This is a genomic window from Rhodococcus sp. T9N (assembly GCF_024436645.1).
Lineage (GTDB): Bacteria > Actinomycetota > Actinomycetes > Mycobacteriales > Mycobacteriaceae > Rhodococcus_F > Rhodococcus_F qingshengii.
In genome coordinates, this window is sequence record NZ_JAMSKS010000034.1 from 19,346 (window position 1) to 39,490 (window position 20,145).

At 62.1% G+C, this 20,145-nt stretch carries 17 protein-coding genes and 2 pseudogenes; 12 read left to right on the forward strand and 7 right to left on the reverse strand.

From position 1 onward, the window contains the following. Window positions 1–23 precede the first annotated feature (23 nt). On the reverse strand, window positions 24–500 hold the full coding sequence (locus tag M1L53_RS31595) for a PhzA/PhzB family protein (RefSeq protein ID WP_047269924.1): 477 nt from the start codon (window positions 498–500) through the stop codon (window positions 24–26). A gap of 357 nt (window positions 501–857) precedes the next feature. On the opposite strand from M1L53_RS31595, the gene M1L53_RS31600 reads away from it, so the two are divergent. Together M1L53_RS31600 and M1L53_RS31605 are read left to right on the forward strand one after the other, a co-directional pair. Continuing rightward, entirely contained in the window at window positions 858–1,187 is a 330-nt protein-coding gene (locus tag M1L53_RS31600; protein ID WP_021334645.1) for an antibiotic biosynthesis monooxygenase, read from the forward strand. Between the two features lie 89 nt (window positions 1,188–1,276). After that, window positions 1,277–2,497 (forward strand): FAD-dependent monooxygenase, encoded by a 1,221-nt coding sequence (locus M1L53_RS31605; RefSeq protein WP_209907627.1) that lies wholly within the window; start codon window positions 1,277–1,279, stop codon window positions 2,495–2,497. Window positions 2,498–2,596: 99 nt separating this feature from the next. On the opposite strand, the gene M1L53_RS31610 is transcribed toward M1L53_RS31605, so the two are convergent. Continuing rightward, window positions 2,597–4,204 (reverse strand): cytochrome bc complex cytochrome b subunit, encoded by a 1,608-nt coding sequence (locus M1L53_RS31610; RefSeq protein ID WP_372461207.1) that lies wholly within the window; start codon window positions 4,202–4,204, stop codon window positions 2,597–2,599. A gap of 232 nt (window positions 4,205–4,436) precedes the next feature. Here M1L53_RS31610 and M1L53_RS31615 point away from each other — a divergent pair, with 232 nt between their 5' ends. The 10 genes from M1L53_RS31615 to M1L53_RS31660 all read left to right on the forward strand — a co-directional run bounded on the left by M1L53_RS31615 (window position 4,437) and on the right by M1L53_RS31660 (window position 13,799). After that, the gene (locus M1L53_RS31615; protein WP_021334696.1) at window positions 4,437–4,781 is read left to right on the forward strand and encodes a YciI family protein; all 345 of its coding nucleotides are present in this window, start codon (window positions 4,437–4,439) and stop codon (window positions 4,779–4,781) included. A gap of 45 nt (window positions 4,782–4,826) precedes the next feature. Beyond that, complete coding sequence (locus M1L53_RS31620) at window positions 4,827–6,089, forward strand: RNA polymerase sigma factor (protein ID WP_209907625.1); 1,263 nt, start codon at window positions 4,827–4,829, stop codon at window positions 6,087–6,089. A gap of 35 nt (window positions 6,090–6,124) precedes the next feature. After that, complete coding sequence (locus tag M1L53_RS31625) at window positions 6,125–7,411, forward strand: hypothetical protein (protein ID WP_209907623.1); 1,287 nt, start codon at window positions 6,125–6,127, stop codon at window positions 7,409–7,411. Window positions 7,412–7,526: 115 nt separating this feature from the next. Beyond that, window positions 7,527–8,072, forward strand: a complete 546-nt coding sequence (locus M1L53_RS31630; RefSeq protein WP_222671169.1) for a hypothetical protein — start codon at window positions 7,527–7,529, stop codon at window positions 8,070–8,072. A 310-nt stretch (window positions 8,073–8,382) separates the two neighbouring features. Further along, on the forward strand, window positions 8,383–10,128 hold the full coding sequence (locus M1L53_RS31635) for a P-loop NTPase fold protein (RefSeq protein WP_209907614.1): 1,746 nt from the start codon (window positions 8,383–8,385) through the stop codon (window positions 10,126–10,128). Then, window positions 10,118–10,993, forward strand: a complete 876-nt coding sequence (locus M1L53_RS31640) for a hypothetical protein (protein ID WP_209907608.1) — start codon at window positions 10,118–10,120, stop codon at window positions 10,991–10,993. Before M1L53_RS31635 ends, M1L53_RS31640 begins: the two co-directional genes overlap by 11 nt. 5 nt (window positions 10,994–10,998) lie before the next feature. After that, window positions 10,999–12,282: a queuosine biosynthesis protein queC gene (locus tag M1L53_RS31645; RefSeq protein ID WP_209907606.1), complete on the forward strand. Its 1,284-nt coding sequence runs from the start codon at window positions 10,999–11,001 to the stop codon at window positions 12,280–12,282. Continuing rightward, the gene (locus M1L53_RS31650; RefSeq protein WP_209907597.1) at window positions 12,279–13,034 is read left to right on the forward strand and encodes a TatD family hydrolase; all 756 of its coding nucleotides are present in this window, start codon (window positions 12,279–12,281) and stop codon (window positions 13,032–13,034) included. The genes M1L53_RS31645 and M1L53_RS31650 overlap by 4 nt, the downstream gene beginning before the upstream one ends. A gap of 370 nt (window positions 13,035–13,404) precedes the next feature. Continuing rightward, a complete protein-coding gene (locus tag M1L53_RS31655) occupies window positions 13,405–13,665 on the forward strand; it encodes a hypothetical protein (RefSeq protein ID WP_209907595.1) in 261 nt (86 codons plus the stop codon). Beyond that, window positions 13,665–13,799 carry a hypothetical protein gene (locus M1L53_RS31660; protein ID WP_261949441.1) on the forward strand — a complete coding sequence of 45 codons (135 nt, stop codon included), beginning with the start codon at window positions 13,665–13,667 and terminating at the stop codon, window positions 13,797–13,799. The genes M1L53_RS31655 and M1L53_RS31660 overlap by 1 nt, the downstream gene beginning before the upstream one ends. Window positions 13,800–13,906: 107 nt before the next feature. Here M1L53_RS31660 and M1L53_RS31665 read toward each other — a convergent pair. From M1L53_RS31665 to M1L53_RS34945, 5 genes and pseudogenes are all read right to left on the reverse strand, one after another. After that, window positions 13,907–14,810: pseudogene (locus M1L53_RS31665) on the reverse strand (IS256 family transposase); the annotation flags it as partial. A 13-nt stretch (window positions 14,811–14,823) separates the two neighbouring features. Further along, window positions 14,824–15,713 (reverse strand): annotated as a pseudogene (locus tag M1L53_RS31670) (IS110 family transposase); the annotation flags it as partial. A gap of 56 nt (window positions 15,714–15,769) precedes the next feature. Beyond that, window positions 15,770–18,256, reverse strand: coding sequence for a site-specific integrase (locus M1L53_RS31675; RefSeq protein ID WP_236737408.1), 2,487 nt, complete (start codon window positions 18,254–18,256; stop codon window positions 15,770–15,772). Then, on the reverse strand, window positions 18,253–19,515 hold the full coding sequence (locus M1L53_RS31680) for a site-specific integrase (protein WP_042448088.1): 1,263 nt from the start codon (window positions 19,513–19,515) through the stop codon (window positions 18,253–18,255). The genes M1L53_RS31675 and M1L53_RS31680 overlap by 4 nt, the downstream gene beginning before the upstream one ends. Next, entirely contained in the window at window positions 19,409–19,930 is a 522-nt protein-coding gene (locus tag M1L53_RS34945; protein WP_315974192.1) for a transposase, read from the reverse strand. Before M1L53_RS34945 ends, M1L53_RS31680 begins: the two co-directional genes overlap by 107 nt. Window positions 19,931–20,145 lie beyond the last annotated feature (215 nt).

The following is a 20,145-nucleotide window of genomic DNA, read 5'->3' on the forward strand; positions in this document are numbered from 1 at the left end:
CGAATTGCTGGGGGCGGTCGTTGTCAGGTCGGAATTCCCTCGCGGATCACGTTCGGCACCGCAATGCCCAGGGCCCGGAACTGTTGGCAGGGATTCATGAATTCGCGCTGCTGGCTGATCTTTCCGTCCACGAAGCGGAAGAAATGGATGAAATGATTCTCGTAGCGGCCTTCGGGATAGCCGGTGAATCGGATGATGCCGGCGCCGTCGCACTCGACCCAGAAGCGATCGGGATCCTGTGTATCGAAGATCTCGATGTTGAACCATGACCAGTCCGGGAAGCACTCGAGCGACCACACGGCATGTTCAGCGAGTCGATCTCTTCCCTTGATCATGATCGGTTCGCCGGTCTCGGTAGTCCACAGGCCGCCCTCGCCGTCCTGGGTGAACAGTTCGTGTCTTCTCAACCGATCGAGGCCCCGTGTCTGCATATAACGAGCGACCACGCTCCGATTCCTTGAACGTGCCGCCTCTTGCTCGGGGCCGAAAACTTCGTACATCGCATGACCTCTCGGAATGTGCACATGCCTGAAACTCGGAAAATCACTGAGTGGCAACGATTTCGATTCGCTGTGCGCACGATCCGAACGGGTGCGCCGTTGACTCGGTGGTAACTGACGCCCTAACGATGACAGTATGGCTCCGAGATCTGCAACGATATGACGCCTCACTGAAGATGCGCGCAAGCGTTGCATCAGATCTGTGCTCGCGAAAAGTGTGACGAATCAAGTGATTACGCGCCAGCGTGTCTGATGAATCACCAATGATGCTCGCGAGGACAGGTATTCGGCGCGGAAAGCTGTCTACGGCTCACCCGAACCCTAGCCAGCGCAGGAACGGCGGATTACCGTAATGGCATGACTGAGACAGTGATTCGTGAAGGCGACAAGGTCGCAACATTCATCAACATTCTGGAACTCAAGGACCCGGCGAAGCAGCAGGACTTGATCGATGTCCTCAACGAGGGCACCGAGAAGGTCATCAAGCACCAGCCCGGCTTCATCTCGGTGAATCTCTTCGCCAGCCGGGACGGTTCTCGTGTCGTCAACCTGGCCCAGTGGAGCAGCCCTGACGACATCAAGGCCGTGGCCACCAATCCCGACGCGCAGGTCTTCGCGAAGAAGGCGGCCGAGCTTGCCACCCCGGCACCAGGCCCCTATTCGGTCGCCTCGGTGACACAGGCCTGATCAATACCAACATCCACCACAGAGCCCAGGCGGGAACCACCGGTTCCGCCTGGGCCTTCTCTTTGTCGGCACCCGAAAGGACTACAGCGATGGCCAGCAAAGACCTGACCACGACACGCCCCCCGATCAGTATCGCCGGGGCCGGGATCGGCGGATTGTCCGCCGCTCTGGCCCTGCACGAGCGAGGCCACGAGGCTGCGCTGTTCGAATCCGCACCCGAGATCGTTCCCCTGGGCGTCGGGATCAACGTCCAGCCCACCGCGATCGCCGAACTGTCCAGACTGGGCCTGGCCGATCAGCTCGCGAGGATCGGCGTTGCCACACAGGCTCATCGATACGTCGACCATCGCGGTCGGACCCTGTGGACCGAACCCCGAGGAATCGCAGCGGGCCACGACTATCCGCAGTACTCCGTGCACCGGGGTCACCTGCAGATGATGCTCCTCGACGCGGTAACCGAGCGACTCGGGCCAGGAGCCGTGCACTCCGACGCCCGGCTGTCCAACATCTCTGGCAGCGGCGAGACGGCGATACAACTGACCGTCGTGAACTCGGACGGCCGAAGCCGCATACTCGACACCGACGTCCTTGTCGGAGCTGACGGGCTGCACTCGACCGTCAGGCGCTGGCTTCATCCTGACGAGGCGCCGGTCAGCGTCGCGGGAACCACCATGTGGCGAGGATTGGCCGACCTGCCGTACATCTTTCTCGACGGCGTGACAATGATCATCGCCAACGACGGCACGGGCACTCGCCTGGTGGCGTATCCCTGCAGCGAACAAGCGAGCGTAGAGGGGAGGACCCTGCTCAACTGGGTCTGCTTGACTCCCTCCGACAGACGAAGCCCGAGCGAAGACGAGCGCACCGGACTCGTCAACGCACTCGCAGAATGGGATTTCGACTGGTTCGACCTGACAGAGTTGGCAGCCCGCTCTCCGCAGGTCTCCGTGTACCCGATGGTCGACCGGGATCCGTTGAGTCACTGGGGCTCCGGCCGGGTGACGCTACTCGGCGATGCGGCGCACCCGATGTACCCGATCGGGGCCAACGGAGCATCCCAGGCGATCATCGACGCCGGCGCACTGGCAGAGTGCTTCACACGGGCAACCGACCCGGTCTCGGCACTGCGATCCTACGAAGCGATGCGCATCATCCCGACAACAAGCATCGTTGAGGCAAATCGGGCGATGAACGAGTCCGAGAAGAAGACAGCCTCCCGCGCCGGCGATCCTGCGGCCGCCCCAGCCCGGCGCCTTCGTGAAATCACCACCGAATACAGGACTGTGGTCGACCGCTCCACCGCACGGTAAAACCGGCAAGAAGCACTCGACGTATGGCCAGCCGTGACCATGCCGAACTGCGGGGCGCCCCTGATTCCAGGAGCGCCCCGCAGTGTCGTTTGCGTGCGGTTAGTCGGCCGATCCGGTGATCTGGCGCTGACTGAGAGTGGCAAGAAGTTCGTGCTCGGACTCTTCCTCCGCGCGGTTCAGTGCTTGAACTTCGTCCTCAGGGTCCGGACCCAAAAGTGAACCGGGATAGGGTCTTCCCGCGGCGCCGAGCTTGTTCATCCGCTTGGGAACTGCCGCTCCCTGATAATCCAACGCCTCGCCGTCGCGTCCGAGCGGCTGATGCGTTTCCAGATAGGCCCCTGACGGCAAGCGTTTGATGATGCCTGTCTCGATGCCGTGTTCGAGGACCGCGCGGTCGCTGCGCTGCAGGCCGATGCAGAACCGGTAAGTCACGAAATACGCTATCGCTGGCAAGACGATCACACCGATTCGTCCCGCCCAGGTCATCGCGTTGAGCGATATGTGAAATTTCAGCGCGATGAGGTCGTTGACACAGGAAATCGTCAGCACGACATAGAAGGCAATCGCCATCGCCCCGATTGCCGTACGCACCGGAACGTCGCGGGGGCGTTGCAGAAGATTGTGATGGCTGTCCTCACCGCTCAAACGCTTTTCGATCCACGGATACGCAATCATCAGGACGAACACCGCACCCATTGCGAGTGCAACCCAGAATGCCGAGGGAATGGTGTACCGGTTGAACAGATAGATTTCCCAGGCCGGGATCAGGCGCGCTATACCGTCGGTCCACATCATGTAGAAGTCGGGCTGGGAGCCTGCAGAAACTTGCGCAGGGTTGTATGGGCCCAGAACCCAGATCGGATTGATCTGCAACAGGCCACCCATCACGGCGAGTATCCCGAAGACGAGGGCAAAGAAGGCGCCCGATTTCGCCGCGAACACCGGAAGGATTCGGACGCCGACGACATTGTTCTCGGTGCGTGCAGTCCCCGGGAATTGTGTGTGCTTCTGGTACCAGACAATCGCCAGGTGCGCTGCGACAAGAGCAAGGATCAAACCCGGAAAGATGAGCACGTGCATGACGTAGAGCCGCGGGATCAGCAACGTCCCCGGGAACTCACCACCGAAGATGGCCCAATGCAGCCATGTACCGACGACGGGTATGGCCATCGTGATTCCACCGAGCGGCGAGCGCAATCCGGTACCGGAGAGCAAATCATCCGGCAGAGAGTATCCGAAGAAGCCCTCGAACATCGCCAGAATGAGGAGCAAGGATCCGATCACCCAGTTGACTTCACGGGGTCGGCGAAACGCACCGGTGAAGAAGATGCGCGCCATATGCACGATCATCGACGCCGCGAACATCAGTGCGGCCCAATGGTGAACCTGGCGGACAAACAACCCACCGCGCACTTCGAAGGAAATATCGAGTGAGGTTTCGTATGCACGCGACATCACCACCCCGTTGAGCGGTTGGTACGCCCCCTGATAGACGACCTCGGCCTGTGAGGGGTCGAAGAACAACGTCAAGAACACGCCTGTGATGAGCAACACCACGAAGCTGTAGAGGGCGATCTCGCCGAGCAAGAAGGACCAATGCGTGGGGAATACCTTGTTGATCTGACGGCGTAGTCCTGGTGCCAGGTGAAAGCGCGAATCGACCTCATCGGCCTGCCTGCTTGCGACCCTGCTGACGAGGGAACTCACAATCGCCTCCCGAAAATTGGAGCGAGATGAAAGCGCCGACTCTGAAACGAGACATGAGTCGGCACACTGGAATCCGAAATAGTCTTACACCTTGTAGTACTGCCCGAAACCGTGTCGTCGCATCACCAAAGAGGTTCGCGAAAAGATTGGCCAGAGTGTCGATTTCGGCTTCCTGTCGTTCGACATATATAGAGTGAGTTAACTCAACTGAATGCGAAATAGGGGAGCGGGCATGCCGGAATATCTACTGTTGGTTCACGAAGACGAAGAACAGATCGAACGATGCGAACGAGAAGATCCCGGAGCCCTCGAAGCGCGCTATCAGGCATTCCTCGCCGATCACGCCGATGTAGTGACCCAGTCGCGGAGGCTGCACAGTTCCTCGTCCGCCACCAGTCTCCGCCGCGGCGATGGGGACGGCGTCACCATCATCGACGGGGTGTTCGCTGAAGCGAAGGAGGTGATAGGCGGATTCTTCGTCATCGAAGCGGACGACCTCGATGCCGCCCTGGTCATCGCCCGCGAATTGCCGGCGCCTTTCGGCGGGATCGAAGTACGTCCGATCCGCGGAATCTGACCGCGCGTGCAACAGATGGATCACGGCAACAGGGGGACCGAGCTGATGCACCAAGTTGGCGTTCACGCTGCAATCGCGGACGCGCACCGAACGGGATGGGCATACGTTCTCGCCGCAGCGGCTCGAACAACCCTCGACCTCGATCTCGCCGAAGAATGCGCGCAGGAGGCATACGCCTCGGCCCTGACCAACTGGGCCGAACATGGCGTACCCGAAAGTCCCGTCGCGTGGTTGACCACTGTGGCGCGAAGAAGGGCCATCGATTTCATCCGACGCCGCGACTTGCTCGACACCAAGCTTCCCCTGCTCATCGTCGGCGACGCATACAACCTCGACGACCAAGACATCCCCGACGACAGACTCAGGTTGATCTTCACCTGCTGTCACCCAGCACTACCCGTCTCCACACGCGTGGCTCTGACCTTGCGGCTGGTCTGCGGGCTCTCCACACCGGACGTTGCACGAGCCTTCCTCGTATCGGAATCGACGATGGCAGCACGCATCACCCGCGGCAAAAAGAAGATCGCTACCGCCGGAATCCCCTACCGCGAGCCAGCCGCAGAGGAACTCGCCAGCCGGGTCGATGCGGTTGTCGATGTGATCCACCTCGTCTTCACCACAGGCCACACCGCCCCCTCCGGATCAGAGCTGCAACGACGGGATCTCACTGAACGCGGGCTGCACCTGGCACGACTACTGCACGAGCTGCTACCGCACCAATCCGAGCCGACAGGGCTCCTCGCATTGGTCCTGCTGACCGATGCCCGCCGCGAAGCTCGATCCGACAGCGACGGCCAACTGTTGCGACTGAGTGAACAAGACCGCCAACTCTGGGACCACACAGCAATTCACGAGGGCCTCACTCTGGCCCGCCACGCGATGAAACAGCGCCCCCCGAGCCGCTATGCACTGATGGCAGCCATTGCCGCAGTGCACGCCCAAGCCGGTAGATGGGACGAAACCGACTGGATCCGGATCGTGGACCTCTACAACCAGATGGTGACCATCTGGCCCTCACCAGTCGTCGCGCTCAACCGTGCCATCGCCATCGGTGAAGCCTTCGGTCCCAAAGCAGGCCTCGCGGCATTGGATCCTCTCGGTACCGACCACCAACTTTCCGGCTACCACTACCTGCCCGCAGCCCGAGCTGACATGCACCGCAGACTCGGCAACATCAAAGAAGCTCTCTGCGCTCTCGACGAAGCCCTGATCTTGGTCGAAAACGATGTCGAGCGTCGCTTCCTCGAACAGCAACGAAAAATTCTTTCGGAAACTGTCGATTCGGGACGTTCGGTATCCGACAACTAGATAGGAGGACAGATCCAACACAGGAGGGGACCTGAATGTCGGTAACGAACAAGCGCTTAGAACCTGCACGCGGGCACAACCACCAGCGCATCGTCGAAGACATCGCCCTTGCCTACGCCAGCGCGGACAAGCGAACCAAAGGTGTGCTTCTCGACGAACTGTGCGCCCGCACCGGATGGCACCGAAGCCACGCTCGCCGCGTGCTGAAATGGACCACCACCCCCAGAGCTGTCGACCCGCAACCTCGATCACGGCTGAAGTACAGCCCAGAGACAGTGGAATTACTTACCTGGTGCTGGAAACTTCTCGACATGCCGACCGGAAAGCGGCTCGTCCCAGCGCTTCCCACGCTCGTCGACGCACTCATCCGTCACGGCCACCTCACCTCGGGGACGGCAACTACAGAACAGTTGTTGAGCATGTCGTCGGCGACTGTGGACAGAACCCTAGCCGCAGAGCGTGCACGCAGTACCCACCCGAACCTATGCCCGGCACATGCGCTCGTAGCCGCTGACGCCCCGATCCGCCGTCTCGTCTCTCAGCCCTCAGCAGCACCAGGACACATCGAAGCCACGATCCACCACCACGGAGACAGATCCTCGATCGTCACCCTCACCAGCACAGCTACCGCCACACGATGGACGACGTACCGTTCCTTCGACTACCGCAAAGCCGATGCACTGGGCGCGGCACTGACCTCGATCGGACACGACCTTCCCTTCGCAATCGAAGCGTTGACAGCGACAACATCCGATGAACAACTCGCCGCACGGATAGAGCACTGGTGCGTAGAACAGAACGTCGACTTCTACTTACGCTTGGGTACACCCCACACCCCGAAAACCGGTCAAGCCCAAGACGTTCCTGCACCCACCGAACACTGCACCAGCAACGCGGCCATCGACCTCCTCAACGAGATCTGGCGCGCGCGTGCAGGATTGATCAACAACTTCTACTGCCGGCAATTCGATGCCCGCGGAACCGTCACCACGGCCACACCGTGGCAGATGGTCCACGCCCACCCACTCATAGCTGACGAAGACAAAGCAATCTTCCGTGATGAACACAACAGCGCTGATCCGGTCCAACTGAACAGTTGCCTGACCGCTCTGACCGCGCGCTACGTCAAATTGCACCAAGCCGAGGAGATGTGTTCGCCGATCAAAGCAACGGACAGGTCTTCGCGCCTCCAGCGACCCGCTGGCGCGGACACTGGAGCGCAACTGACCCAGCTACGGCCGAACTCCACACTGACGCCTACGGCGCTGGCTAGCCGAAGTCGCTGGAGTTGCTTCTCAGGCCAAGACGGTCACATCGCTTGAAAGGCTGCCGCTGATCGACGGCGGGAAGTCCTCAACAGTGGTGCTCGAAGCATCGAAATATACTCCAACACAACATTACTCAACGTACGACACCGACAATGGAGTGGTATCTCTCATGCAAGAAGTGGCAGTCAACCACTACGCGGACTGGTCGCACTGGAACTGGCTGGGATGGACCGCCCTACTGGTTTTGACCGGCGTGCTGTTCGTCGGAATCGTCGCCGCGATCTTCGTCGCGATCGACATCGATCGCACACCGTACCGAGACAACGAGCTGGGCTGCTACCTCAGCGCGGCCCTCTTCTCAGCCGCAGCATTCCTCGGATTCACCGGCACCCTGACATATTTCGTACGCCACCTACCCGGAGCAGGTGGGTCCCTACTGGTCTGCCTGGCAGCGAGTGGCGCTGTCGTCCTCGGGCAGTACCTTGTTCACCGTTCATTCGCGGAACTCGTCACGGGTGAAACCCCGAGCGAATGGATCTGGAGAGGTTCCTCGATTGCGGCAACCTCAAGCGGTGTAACGGCATTCGGATACGACGGACTCAACCGTATCGCCTCATGGATCCCCTCATCCGTTTCATTCGTTGTCGCTCTCATAGTGGCAGGACTACTCACGGCACTTGCCTACACGCTCGGGGAACACTCGACTGCGGGATAAAGTGCACGCGACAATTCGGTGGCTAGAACTCGCGTTCCAGACCTGTGGGTGTAGCGGCGGAAGTCGCAGCCCTAAATTCAAGGACCTTCTAAAAAATAGGGGGCAACCGGGGAAGTACGCCGACGGGAAACTGAGGATCTGCGGAGTTGGCGAGGACACGGCAGAAGCAGAGTCCTGTTTAGATCCCTGATCGTCGTGTCTTCGATAGTTTCCATCGGCGTGCGCGATCATAGAGTTCGCATGGCATGCACCATCATTTAAGGCGACTCGCGCAGCCGAGCCATCGCCAGAGAGCGAGGCGGTAATGGCAGTGACTTCCCCCCGGATCCGGCTGTGGGACGACAACCCCAGCAGTCTGGATTTTCTCGGCTTCGACGCGGTGGTAGATCCGATCGTCTCGGCAGTACGTGAGCATCACATCCACCCGCTGACGCTGTCCGTGCAGAGCCCGTGGGGTGGGGGCAAATCAACGATACTCAAACTCATCGAAGCTGCATTCAAAGGCGACCGGACGTGCTTTGTCGTGTCCACCAACCCGTGGGCGTACGACGACCAGGACGACGTCAAAGGCGCCCTGATCTCCGAGATACTCCACGGGATCCAATCTCAGATCACGGACGAAGGTGTCAAGGAGAGCGTCGCGAACAAAGCGAAGGAGCTGCTGGGGCGTATCAGCTGGAGCCGAGCTGCAGTTGCGATCGCCAAGGGAGCACTGACCTTTCAAGTCGACCCGCAGGAGATCGCTGACATCTTCCGGCCGAAGGACCCGGCGGGACCGGACTCGATGGCCGGCTTCAACGGCGCCTACAAGGAACTGCTCGCGCTGATTCCTGATGTGCAGCGGGTCGTAGTCCTCGTCGATGACCTCGATCGGTGTCTGCCTGATGCGGTGACCGCCACCCTCGAAGCCATCAAGCTGTTCCTCTCGACTGAAAAGATGGTGTTTGTCCTCGCGGCAGACCAGGACATGGTGCGCGACGCGATCTCGGTAAGCCTAGACGGAGCGAGACGAGGGGATGTGTTCGCGAAACGGTATCTGGAAAAAATCGTCCAGCTTCCGATCACGCTTCCTCGTCTGTCAGCCGCCGACGCGGAGGCCTATATCGGGCTGTTGATCGCCGGTCGCTCCATGGACGCTGGGCAACTACGTGCACTTGCTGATCACGTGCGTACTCGACGAAACGCGAATCAGGCCCCGCTGCTTCACGATCTCGGAGCGCTGCCTGCGACGCCGAATCCGGAGGATCTCTCGCTCGCGACTCAACTTGCTGAAGGCCTCAGCGCGGATCGCCGCTCGAACCCGCGCCAGATAAAGCGGTTCCTTAACGCCTTTGGCGTCCGCGAGTCCATCGCCCGGGCACGCGGCGTCACCGTGGCGCCAGCAGTGATGATCAAGATGCTGCTACTCGAAGAGCTCTACCGATCCTCGTTCAACACCTTGGCCGGCGTGTCGGCTCAAGCTCGTAAGGATCTGCTTATGCGCTGGGAGTCGTGGGCGAACCCAGCAGGAGACGAAGAGGCGGCCGCGCTCCCGGAGGGCATCGACGAAGCGACACGAGAGTGGGCAGCATCCTCGCCAGCATTGCGGGAGGAGGACCTCGACCCCTATATCAGCCTTGCTGCAAGCCTCATAAACGTCAGCATGGGCGCTCAGGTATCGGATGACGTACTCGACCTCATCAATGCCCTGCTCGGAGAGAGCGAAGCAGCCCGCAATGTTGCAGCCGACACCCTTTGTGAGCGAGGGCAGGACGAGCAGCTCGCAGCCCTCGACGTCCTAATCACCGCGAGCAAACGCACTGAGGACGCCGAAGCAGTCGTCCGTGCCGCAGTGCTCTGGGTCGGCAAGAACAATGCCCTCGATGATGCGGCCGCCACTGCAATCGCAGCGCACTGCTGGGGCACTCGACTGACGCCGGGCGCGATCGTCGAGCTCGCGAGCAGCGGCCGCCCCGCGCTGATCGCGCTGGTCCGTCGCGCAGCGGCAGACGCCACGTTGCACCCCTCGACCCTACAAACTGCGCGCGACGAAGTGGAGGACCTCCGTGGGAACTAGTGGAGCCTACGGCGGCAGCAACTCGACCGAGTGGAACGACTTCCGTGACGCCTGGAGTGGTCTGGGCGATACCGACGCAAGCGAAGGCGACGGAGCGACCGATCCGAATGGTTCTCCGGACGCTCCGCTCGATCCTGATTCTGCCCGGCCCGAGCCCGACCTTGATCGGGTCGGACAGGCACTTGCTGACGCATTGTGGCGGGATGACCCCTCATCGCAAGGCAACAGTGTTCCGCCGATCCCGCGACCGCGAGTTCCTGGGCGTCGCGGTGCCGGCGCGGGGGGAGCTGGCGGCGGCGGCGGATCTACCAGCCGATCGGCAGGTACTGGCAGGTCCGGGAGCAGGTCTTCTCGCCAAGTCATCGGCGGGGCGTCCCGGGGTGGCGCAACGATCGGCGCCGCGTATGCGCTCCGCAACCGCGACGCCCAAGGCTTGGCAGACTACGGGCTCTCTCTCGCCGAGTTTGATGGCCTCAGCCCACGCGCTCGTATCAGCAGGTTGGTCACTCTCATGATCGGAGACGACGGGCACCCCGACGATCGCGCCATCCGGCAGGCCGCCACGGAACAGGTCAAGAAGATCGTCGCAACCGACGCGGAAGCACCCACTGCTAGCGAGGCGATAAAAGGGTTTGTCAGCGCCTACATCTTCCAGCTCGGGCTCGTTGAGCTGCAAAACCAGATCACCAACGGAACATTGGACGGCGCCGAAGCCCTCACCCGAGAGCGCATGCTGCGCGGTTGGATCGAGGCGAAAGTGCGTGGCCTCGACATCGACACCACCCCCGCGCTGAGGGCGAATACTCTGCACCAGGCCGCAGCCGATCTGGCACAACGAGCCGTCCGCGTCCTTCGAGCAAGGTAACCGACATGCCACAGACCAGTTTTTACGTCTCCAGCGAGGACTCCTCCACTGGCACCCCAGCGACGCACCACCGGCTGAGATGGCCGATGGCACCCGGCGAAACGGACACGATTCAAAGCGGCCTTGGCTGGTGGCTCCCGACGTTCGGAGACCTCCCGAACCAGGCTGTTGACCTCGTCCGGCTCGCCGGTGCCGCCTATGCGGTGGACCGCCTCTCCGACAGGCCCGCGTCTTTTACCAGACGTCTCGATCTGACGGTCGAGGTCTGTGACCCCTCTGTGTGGGAGGGCGGACCCGCGGATCAGTTTGCGCAGTTGCTGTGCTGGCTCACCGGAGACACCTGGGAGTTGGAGCTGGTGCAGGACCAGACGACGAAACCCGATCCGGCGTGCAGTGAAGATTCGGGATCAGTAGACTCCGTCGCGCTTCTGAGCGGCGGCCTGGACTCCTACCTCGGTGCCCTCCACTTGCTGGGTACCGGTGATAAAGCGCCGTTGTTCGTCGGCCATTACGACACTGCGACCGCTGTCCGGCACGCTCAGAACACGATTCGCCAGTGGCTGCAATCCTCATATCCCTCTGCCCCGTCTTACACGCAGATCGAATTCACTCAGGTCGGGCAGAAGAAGGAGAGTTCCAGCCGCAGCCGTTCGCTGCTGTTCGTTGCGCTCGGGGTCGCAACAGCTGCAAGGCGAAACGCCTCCGTGCTCTTGGTCCCGGAGAACGGGTTCACCAGCCTGAACCTCCCGCTGCACCCTAATCGGGCCGGTGCGCTCTCCACCAGGTCAACCCACCCCGAGACCTTCTATCGAATCAACACCCTGTTGCAAGACATAGGCCTGGACATCTCGGTGAGAAACCCGTTCGCCGCTTACACCAAGGGCGAAGAAATGCGGCTCGTCGCCGACAACGATCCGCCAACCGGCTGGGAGCACATTGCGGGCTTAACCGTGTCGTGCAGCAAGCTTGATGGCGCTCGCATCAAGGGCGGCAACTCGACCTTGAACTGCGGACTTTGCTACGCCTGCGTCACACGCAAAGGAGCCTTCATCGCGGCCGGAATCACCGACCACACCATCTATCTCGCCGATACCCTGACCCCGGCGGGGCGCGATGAACTCTTGGAGCGACGGTACAGTGACCGCGCCGCTATCAGTTACGCCACAGCACGCGGGATCGACGACGGCGCGATCGACGCTGGGACTTGGCCCCCTGACGCGGACCTCGACGCTATCGAAGACCTCGCACATCGGGGCCTTGCCGAACTCGGACAGGTGGACCTCACATGACCCTTATGCCACTTCCCGCGCTTGATGCACACGCACACATCGCTCCCGACGTCACACGTCCGCAGATCGCCGCATTGGGGGAGGCCGTGGTGTTCGCGATGACGCGGAGCCTCACCGAAGCAGCCCAGGTGAGGAACCAGAGCAACAGCACCCTGATCTGGGGCATTGGTGTACACCCAGGTGTGGCAGCATCCCGCGAAGGCTGGGACCCCGATCAATTCCGAAAGCTTCTTCCCTCGTTCGCGCTGGTCGGCGAAGTAGGGCTGGACCGACGCGGCGGAGACTGGACGCGCCAGCGCGCCATTTTCCACGAGATCCTGACCATCGTTCGAGACGAACCAGTACTCGTCTCCATCCACAGCACCGGAGCCGCAACGGAAGTGGTAAGCCATCTGTACGACTCATCGATGAGAGGGGCCATCCTGCACTGGTTCACCGGCGATGCAACCGACACTCAACGTGCGATAGGCGCTGGCTCCTTTTTCTCCGTCAACGCCGCGATGACCTTGGAACAAATCAGGCTCTTACCGCGAGATCGAGTGCTCTGCGAAACGGACTTTCCAGCACGGAAGGTACGTGCCCGAAAGCCCGCCGACATCGAGCGTGCGGAACTTTTGCTGAGCAAGGCCTGGGGAGTTTCACCGGACGAGGTCCGAGCGACAACATGGTGGAACCTGCGGACGCTGAGCGAGCAGACAGGAGCCATCGAGCGCCTGCCTGAAGCAGTCGCGGACCGACTACTTTATCTCTAACTGCGAGCTTCCCTGAGTTCATCCGCTTGCCCCCTCTGAAACTGGGGTGATGACATGTCCCTGGGTGATGGTTGGGGGTGCTATCTGTTTCGCACGATGTTGGCGAGGGAATCTCCCACGGTTCGCTCGAATACGTAGTTCATTCCAGCGCTGAAGGACTCAGCTTTCGATCCAGGTTTCGGATCGCGTCCGAGTCGAAAACCGGGTAGTCCGGCGAAGGTCGGCCAGTAGAGCATCTGTCCGAAAAGAAGGTCGGCCAGTAGAGCATCTGTCCGAAAAAGCGGTCGACGACCCACTGGTATCGCAGAACGATGATCTCGTCTGCCCCTGTGAGTAGGAAGGGGAACCTCGTCATTGTGAAGCGTTGTTGATGGACAGAACCTTGCTGACGCTCCCGGCTGAGCTGATCGCGGTAGTCCTCGATGGGGCACGACATTTCCTTGAAGCAATACTCAAGATGAACGACGAAGTGACATTCTCGGGCCGTCACTTAGGTTTCACCTGGTCTATGACCAGCAAGATCACCTCGTACCTTCGGCCGACGTTGTTCGTGGACGAACAAGTCCGCGGCCCCTTCACGATGTTCACACACGAGCACCGCTTCGAGTCCACCGAACAGGGAAGACACTGATGACGGACGTGGTCACGTTCAGTGTGCCTTTCGGCATTCTCGGCCGCGCCGCATCTGTCATCGCGATGATCTACCTCAGACACCTCATCAAAGAGCGAGGCAGATACATCGCCACCCAAGCACAACACCACTAGAAACACCGGTGCTCGATGCGGGCCGCTACGCCGTTCATCGCACGAGAAGCACCGCCAGCACTCTCCCGGCGGGTCTATCTCTTTAACGGTGTTTCGGCGGTTTTCCATCAGTAAGTTTCCGATCCCGGCCAACGATCGGCGAACGTGATCGCAAACGCGTTCAGAGCGGGCTTCCACCTCGTTATCCATCGTGCCTGGCCCTTGCCTGTCGGGTCGAGCGAACGTGTCACCAAATACAGACACTTCAGCGCAGCCCCCTCGGTAGGGAAATGGCCACGAGCTTTCACCGCCCTCCGATAACGGGCATTGAGGGACTCAATCGCGTTGGTAGAGCAGAGCACTCGCCGTATCTCTGTGTCGTAATCGAGGAACGGAATGAACTCCTGCCAAGCGTTGGTCCACAATCGGATGATCGCCGGATACCTCTCACCCCAGTGCTCGGCGAGATCGTCCAGCCCCGCGTGAGCGGCAGCCTCGGTCGGTGCCGTGTAGATCGGTCTGAGATCGTGTTTGAGTGCGTCCCAGTGTTGACGTCCCGAGAGCCGAAAGGTGTTGCGGATCAAATGCACGACGCACGTTTGTACCGTCGTGGCCGGCCATACGTTCTCGACGACTTCCGGCAGGCCTTTCAATCCGTCGCAGACCAGGAAGAACACATCCCGGGTGCCGCGATTGCGAATGTCCGTCAGCACGCTCATCGAAGAATTTGGCGCCCTCACCGCCGGTGCCGGCCCACAATCCGAGCACGTCGCGGTGTCCGTCGAGGCTGACGCCGATCGCGGCGTAGATCGGCCGGTTTGCGACCTGCCCGTCTCGAACTTTGACGACGATTGCATCGACGAAAATCGCCGCGTATACCTCGTCGAGTGGTCGGGCAGCCCAGTCCTGCATCTCCTCGAGGACCTTGTCGGTGATCCGCGAGATGGTCTCTTGGGGCACCGAGGCGCCGTAGATTTCGGCGAAGTGGGCGGAGATCTCACCGATCGTTAATCCTTTCGCGTACAAGGACATCTCAATCTTGTTGTCAAGCAGCAACGACTCCCGTGGCGGGAGGTGAATCATGGTAAATGGTGTTGTCTCGGAGCATGGCCCACAGGACGTTGACGCGGCGGCGGGCGAGGGCGAGGACGGCTTGCTTGTGTGTTTTACCTTCGGAGCGTTTGCGGTGATAGAAGGCGTGCGATTGTGCGCTTCGGCGGGTCGAGATCTGGGCGGAGAGGTACATCGTCCGCAGCAGACCTCGGTGGTATCGCCGGGGACGGCGCAGATTCCCGTTGATCCGTCCGGAATCGCGGGGTTGCGGTGCCAGGCCGGCGAATCCTGCGAGTTGGTCGACGCTGGTGAACGCGGCCATGTCGCCGCCGGTGGCGGCGAGGAATTCCGCGGCCAGCAGTGGACCGAAACCGGGCAGGCTCACGATGATGTCGGCGGAGCGATGTCGGCGAAATCGTTCCTCGATCGCGGTGTCGAGTTCGGCGATTTCCGCGTCGAGGGTGATCACCGCCTGCGCAAGTCGGGCGATCATCTGCGCGGCCACCGTTTCCCCGGGCAGCGAGATGCTCTGCTGCGCGGCCGCTACCGAGGCTTTCTGTGCCAATGCCGCTGCGCCGCGGACGTGCTGCTTACGCAGCCATGCTTCGATTCTGGCGACTCCGGCGCGGCGGATCGCGCTCGGCGTCTGGTACCTGGTCAGCAGCATCAAAGGCCCTTGGTTGGTCAGGGTCAGGGCACGTTCGAGCGTTGGACAGACCTCGAGCAACTGTGCCCGCAGGCGGTTGATCTGCCGGGTGCGGTCGAAGACCACATCGAGGCGGTGACCAGTCAAGATGCGCAGGTCTACAGCGATGTCATCGCCAGGCCGCAGCAGGCCGAGGTCGCGGCCTGGTCGGCGATGACGAACGCATCGCGGGCATCTTCTCCGAACTAAAAATGATCTTGCAATTTGAGGGTTGGAATCTTGTTCGACGAGTTCAGTGATGAGGTTGATGGCTGAGCGGGGTCGTGATGGTGCGGCCGGCGGAATCGGCGAAACTGGGGATTCCCAAGGTGACCGCGCTGTTGCGGCGGGCGGCGATCTGATCCATCTCGGCGAGCTTGGCGCGGGCACCGACGAGGCTGACCTTCAGGCCCTCGGCCTCGCCGAACCAGCGGTGGGATTCGGCTTCGGCGATACGGGCGAGGAGGTTGTCCCGGATCTGCTCGAGGCGAGGTCGGGCGGCGGGGTCGGGGCGCAGAAGCGGGCAGCGCAGACAGCTGTGTTCATGGATGCAGGGAGTGTCGTACGAGCGGCCGCAGTCGCCGACGGCGACCTTGCGTTGTTCGAAGTGGCCGACGAATTGCGCCCATTCCTCATCGGTCGGGGTGCGGTATTCCTCGCTGGGGCGCAGCGCGCGGCGGCGGGCGATGAAGGCTCGATGACCGTTGATCACCTCTTCGGGGTAGACGGCTTTGTATCCAATGGTGGTGTTGATGTCACGGTGTCCAGCGACGAGTTGGGCGATGTGCGGCGGCATCCCGTGAGTGATCGCATCGGTGATGAACAGTCGACGGAAGTCGTGGAAGGTGTAGCGCAGCGGGCGATTACTGGCGTCTTTGACGCCGATCGCAGTCAGCGCGTGGTCGAGATATTGGCGTAGCGCCCTCTCCGATACCGCACGGTTCTCGAGTCGTCGGTGCCATTGGAACAACAGCGGCATGGGTGGGTTGTAGACGCGTTCGTTCTTGTCGTAGGAGACCACCAGCGGCACGTGCGGCTGGCCGAGACGGATCCTGGCGATGATCGCGGACAGCACGTCGGCGAGTTCGGGTGAGATCACCAGCAGCCGTTCGGTGTCGGTCTTCGACGGGGTAATTTGCAGCAACGGGATCAGCTCGCCGGTGGCCGGCAGCCGGTACTGGATCAGGCTGTGGTGGGACAGCTCGGTCAGTTCCTCAATACGAATTCCGGTGTGGCGCAATACCTCCACCACAGCCCACGTCCAGAACCCGCGGTGTTCTTCGAAACTGAGATCGCGGCGCGGTCCACTCTCAGGATCTTCGGCCCAGATTCGGCCGGTGGTTTCTGTCTTCATCTGCGACCGGCGCAGGGTCGCCCCGGCGGCGGTGAACAGTTCACCTGGCCTGGCGCGTTCGGCGGCTGCGAGCAACTCGGCGGCGCCGGTGCGTTCGGCCGCCACCCAGGAGACCAGCGCTGGCAGCACCGGGAGCCGTTCGCGGGTGCGGGCGTCCATGCGGGACTTTCGTTGTGACCGGTCTTTCTTGTGGGAGGCGTCGCTGGCGCTGACCGGGCAGCGCACCGCCCATGGCCCCCATCGGGCCGGATCGTCGTCGGCCCACTCGGCGATGTCGAGGTAGAAGGCTCGCACCGCGGTGAGCACGCTGCGCCCGTCCAGTCGCGCCGAGGCGACATCGACCCGTTCACCGTCGTGGGTGGTCCTCGTGCGGGTGAGCGCGCGTTGCTTCCACGCCGCAGCGACGTCGCGAGGCAGTGTGAGCGAGTCGATGCCAGGGTGGTGGGCCTGCAGATCGGCCCAGAACAACTTCCCGAGCAGGTAAGCCAGGCGTTGCAACGAGGAGAAGTCCACCGACAGCTGACGTTCCCGCAGGTAATCGACCAGCACGTCCCGCACCGGCCGGCAGGCGATCCGGTAGCGGTCGATCAGCTGCTCACAGCTCGGTTGCCCGCGGCCGGAGAACATCTCGATGGCGGCGGGCGCATCTTCGCTCAGGACACCGTGCGCGCGCAGCAGCTGGTAGAACAACGGGCTGTGGGCGTAAGCCTCGGATGTGGCGCGCATGCGGGCTGCGATCCCGAGAAGCTCAACGCAGTCGCCGACGCGCACCGCGTCGACCGAGCCGCCCTTGGCGGCCATGATGACCGCGATCCGGGTCAGTGCCTGCTGCCCGCTCTGCAGTCCGACCCCGCCATCCGTGCACAACTGGGCGAGTGCGGCGAAGGCTCCCGGGTCCCGGGTGCGGGCCATCTCGGTGGCGAGGTTGCGGCGCGCCGGCGCGAACCGCAGCAACCACTCCTGACTGGGCCGGATGACATCGGCACAGATCAGCACCAGCAGCCCGGGGCTCAAGTGCGGCAACGGTTTCGCGCGCAGGGTGTCGGGCCTGACCAGATCCCGCCAGTCCCGCTGCTCTTCCGCGCTGCTGGCCCGCCACCGCTGCTGCCAGCTGTCCCCGGACTGGGTCTGCAGCCAGCTCAGCACCGCCAGGATCCCCAGCCGCCGAGTCTGTTGGCTGTTCGGGTTGTCCAACGCCAACGGCGCGGACAGGACCCGACCGAGTACCTCGGAGCGGCTCGGCTCGGTTGCCGACCACGACACGGCGACAGGCCGGGGCGGGAACGAAGCGAGCAGTTGCGCCCCGGTCGGATTCGCCGACTCGGTGATTGCCAGCGGGGCGTCAACGGTTGGCGTCCAGATCCTCTGGCCGCTGGCGGAGGTCACGTCGCGTCCTTGCCGAACATAATCTGCAGACTCTCGGCGCGGTATTCCGGAGCTGGCGGTGCGTCCGGGGGACGGTCGCGGCGACGCGAATGGAAGGTGAGCATCCCGGCGATCACTTCCTCGGTCACCGGATTCAGGTAGCGCTGTGTGGTGGACAGGTTGGCGTGGCCCATCACCCATTGAATGTCGGCCAGCGGCACCTGCGGGTCGCGAGCCATCCGATACGCGGCGGTGTGGCGAAGGTCGTGCAGCGACCAGTTCGAACCCAATGCTGCGTTGGCGCGGGTGAACATCGCCCGTGCCGCGTCATAGCGTAGCGCCCGAAACGGGCGCCGCAGCGTCCACCACAACGGCTCGTCCCGGCCGGACGGAACGAGACCGTTCAGCTGCGCCTGATACAGCCGAAGCCACACGAACGCGTCAGGTGCGGCGGGCAACGGTTGCAACACCCGGGTTCCCTTCCGGATCACGGTGATCAACTGTTGTCCAGGGTCGACATCGGAGACCTTGGCGCCCAACAACTCCGAGGCCCGCGCCCCGGTCGAGACCCAGAATGCGACCAGTGCCCGGTCGCGATGAGAACCTAGCTGCGCGAACAACTCGTCGAATCGGTCGTCCGGGATGCAGCGCGGCGCCCGCGTCACCACCTTCGGGCGATACCGGCCGCTGCGTTGCCCGGGGAACGGATCCATCGGGTTGTGGTGCGCATTCGCCCGACCTTCGCGGCGGTGCCGAGACAACGGGAACGGATTGACCATCGGCCCAGTGCCTGCCTCCAGGTGAAAGTCGTAGAAGCCCCGCAACACGCTCTCACAGTGCGCAACCGTCGCCGCCTCGTACCGGTCACCGCGAATGGCCTTGCCGGTCAACGAATTCGACCCCGACGAGGCCTGCTGCAAACCCGACTGCAGGGCATCGCCGTCGGGATAACGCCAATGCGGTCGCGCCGGTTTGACCGCGATCTGCAACCAACGGCAAAAATCACGTGCCTCGGTTCGAGTCGCCTGGTCCCAGTCCACCTCGAGCACCCACAAGAACCGGAACCAGCGCAATAGATCCATCCCATACGAACGATGCGTCGTCGCCGGTCTCCCGCACGCCGCCAACTCGGCAAAGAACGCCGCTACCGGCGCGACCACCGTGCCATCACCGTCAACGAGTCGATACGGCTCGAACAGATCTTCCGTCGCCTCGAGCAACCCCAGCGCCGGGACCACCAGTCCGGACAACTCGCGCGGCACGTCCCTGTCGTTGGTCATGAGAAACGAACCTAGCGAGCCCAGTCGAGCCCCGCACGCATCTTCGGAAAGGCCGACACGGTAGTTCGGTCAACAGGTCGGTCTTTCCCTCACCTCGGTACCCGGCCGCGGCCCGGTGCATCATCAGGCCGGTCAGGTACGCGACTGGCTGACTGCGGGCGGCGAGCAGTCCGATCACCAAGGCAGCACCTCCTCGATTGAGGTCGATCGCCCACAACAGCTCGCCACCAGCTGCCAGCGTGAGTGCCTCGTCGATCAGAGTCGTCAACGCGGTCTCGTCGTTAGCGATCCGGCTCGAGAACAACCGCTGACCGGCCTCGTCGATCACCACACAGTGGTGATGCTCTTTACCGATATCGATTCCAGCCCACAACTTGTTCGGCACCAGCTTCACCCTTCGATCGATCTGCTCCATCCGTGCGGTTCCCTGGCAACGACCTCCCCGGCTCAGTCCTACAGCAGCGATGGCTCGCGATTCTCAATCAGCAGTCGAGTCGTTGCAGAAGCTGCGGGTGGCCATGTCCTTGAAGCAGTCCGTGCCGCACCAACATGACAGCCATACCCGCAGCTCCCAGGGGCTCTCCGATCTTACGAATGACCGGATCAAACCCGCACCTAAGAAAGTAGGAC

Bases quoted from the DNA above. Each gene is read 5' to 3' on its own strand.
- M1L53_RS31630 (WP_222671169.1), top strand. From the start codon at position 7,527: ATGCAAGAAGTGGCAGTCAACCACTACGCGGACTGGTCGCACTGGAAC.
- M1L53_RS31615 (WP_021334696.1), top strand. From the start codon at position 4,437: ATGCCGGAATATCTACTGTTGGTTCACGAAGACGAAGAACAGATCGAA.
- M1L53_RS31620 (WP_209907625.1), top strand. From the start codon at position 4,827: ATGCACCAAGTTGGCGTTCACGCTGCAATCGCGGACGCGCACCGAACG.
- M1L53_RS31625 (WP_209907623.1), top strand. From the start codon at position 6,125: ATGTCGGTAACGAACAAGCGCTTAGAACCTGCACGCGGGCACAACCAC.
- M1L53_RS31645 (WP_209907606.1), top strand. From the start codon at position 10,999: ATGCCACAGACCAGTTTTTACGTCTCCAGCGAGGACTCCTCCACTGGC.
- M1L53_RS31595 (WP_047269924.1), bottom strand. From the start codon at position 500: ATGTACGAAGTTTTCGGCCCCGAGCAAGAGGCGGCACGTTCAAGGAAT.
- M1L53_RS31680 (WP_042448088.1), bottom strand. From the start codon at position 19,515: ATGACCAACGACAGGGACGTGCCGCGCGAGTTGTCCGGACTGGTGGTC.
- M1L53_RS31600 (WP_021334645.1), top strand. From the start codon at position 858: ATGACTGAGACAGTGATTCGTGAAGGCGACAAGGTCGCAACATTCATC.
- M1L53_RS34945 (WP_315974192.1), bottom strand. From the start codon at position 19,930: ATGGAGCAGATCGATCGAAGGGTGAAGCTGGTGCCGAACAAGTTGTGG.
- M1L53_RS31605 (WP_209907627.1), top strand. From the start codon at position 1,277: ATGGCCAGCAAAGACCTGACCACGACACGCCCCCCGATCAGTATCGCC.
- M1L53_RS31650 (WP_209907597.1), top strand. From the start codon at position 12,279: ATGACCCTTATGCCACTTCCCGCGCTTGATGCACACGCACACATCGCT.
- M1L53_RS31655 (WP_209907595.1), top strand. From the start codon at position 13,405: ATGGACAGAACCTTGCTGACGCTCCCGGCTGAGCTGATCGCGGTAGTC.
- M1L53_RS31660 (WP_261949441.1), top strand. From the start codon at position 13,665: ATGACGGACGTGGTCACGTTCAGTGTGCCTTTCGGCATTCTCGGCCGC.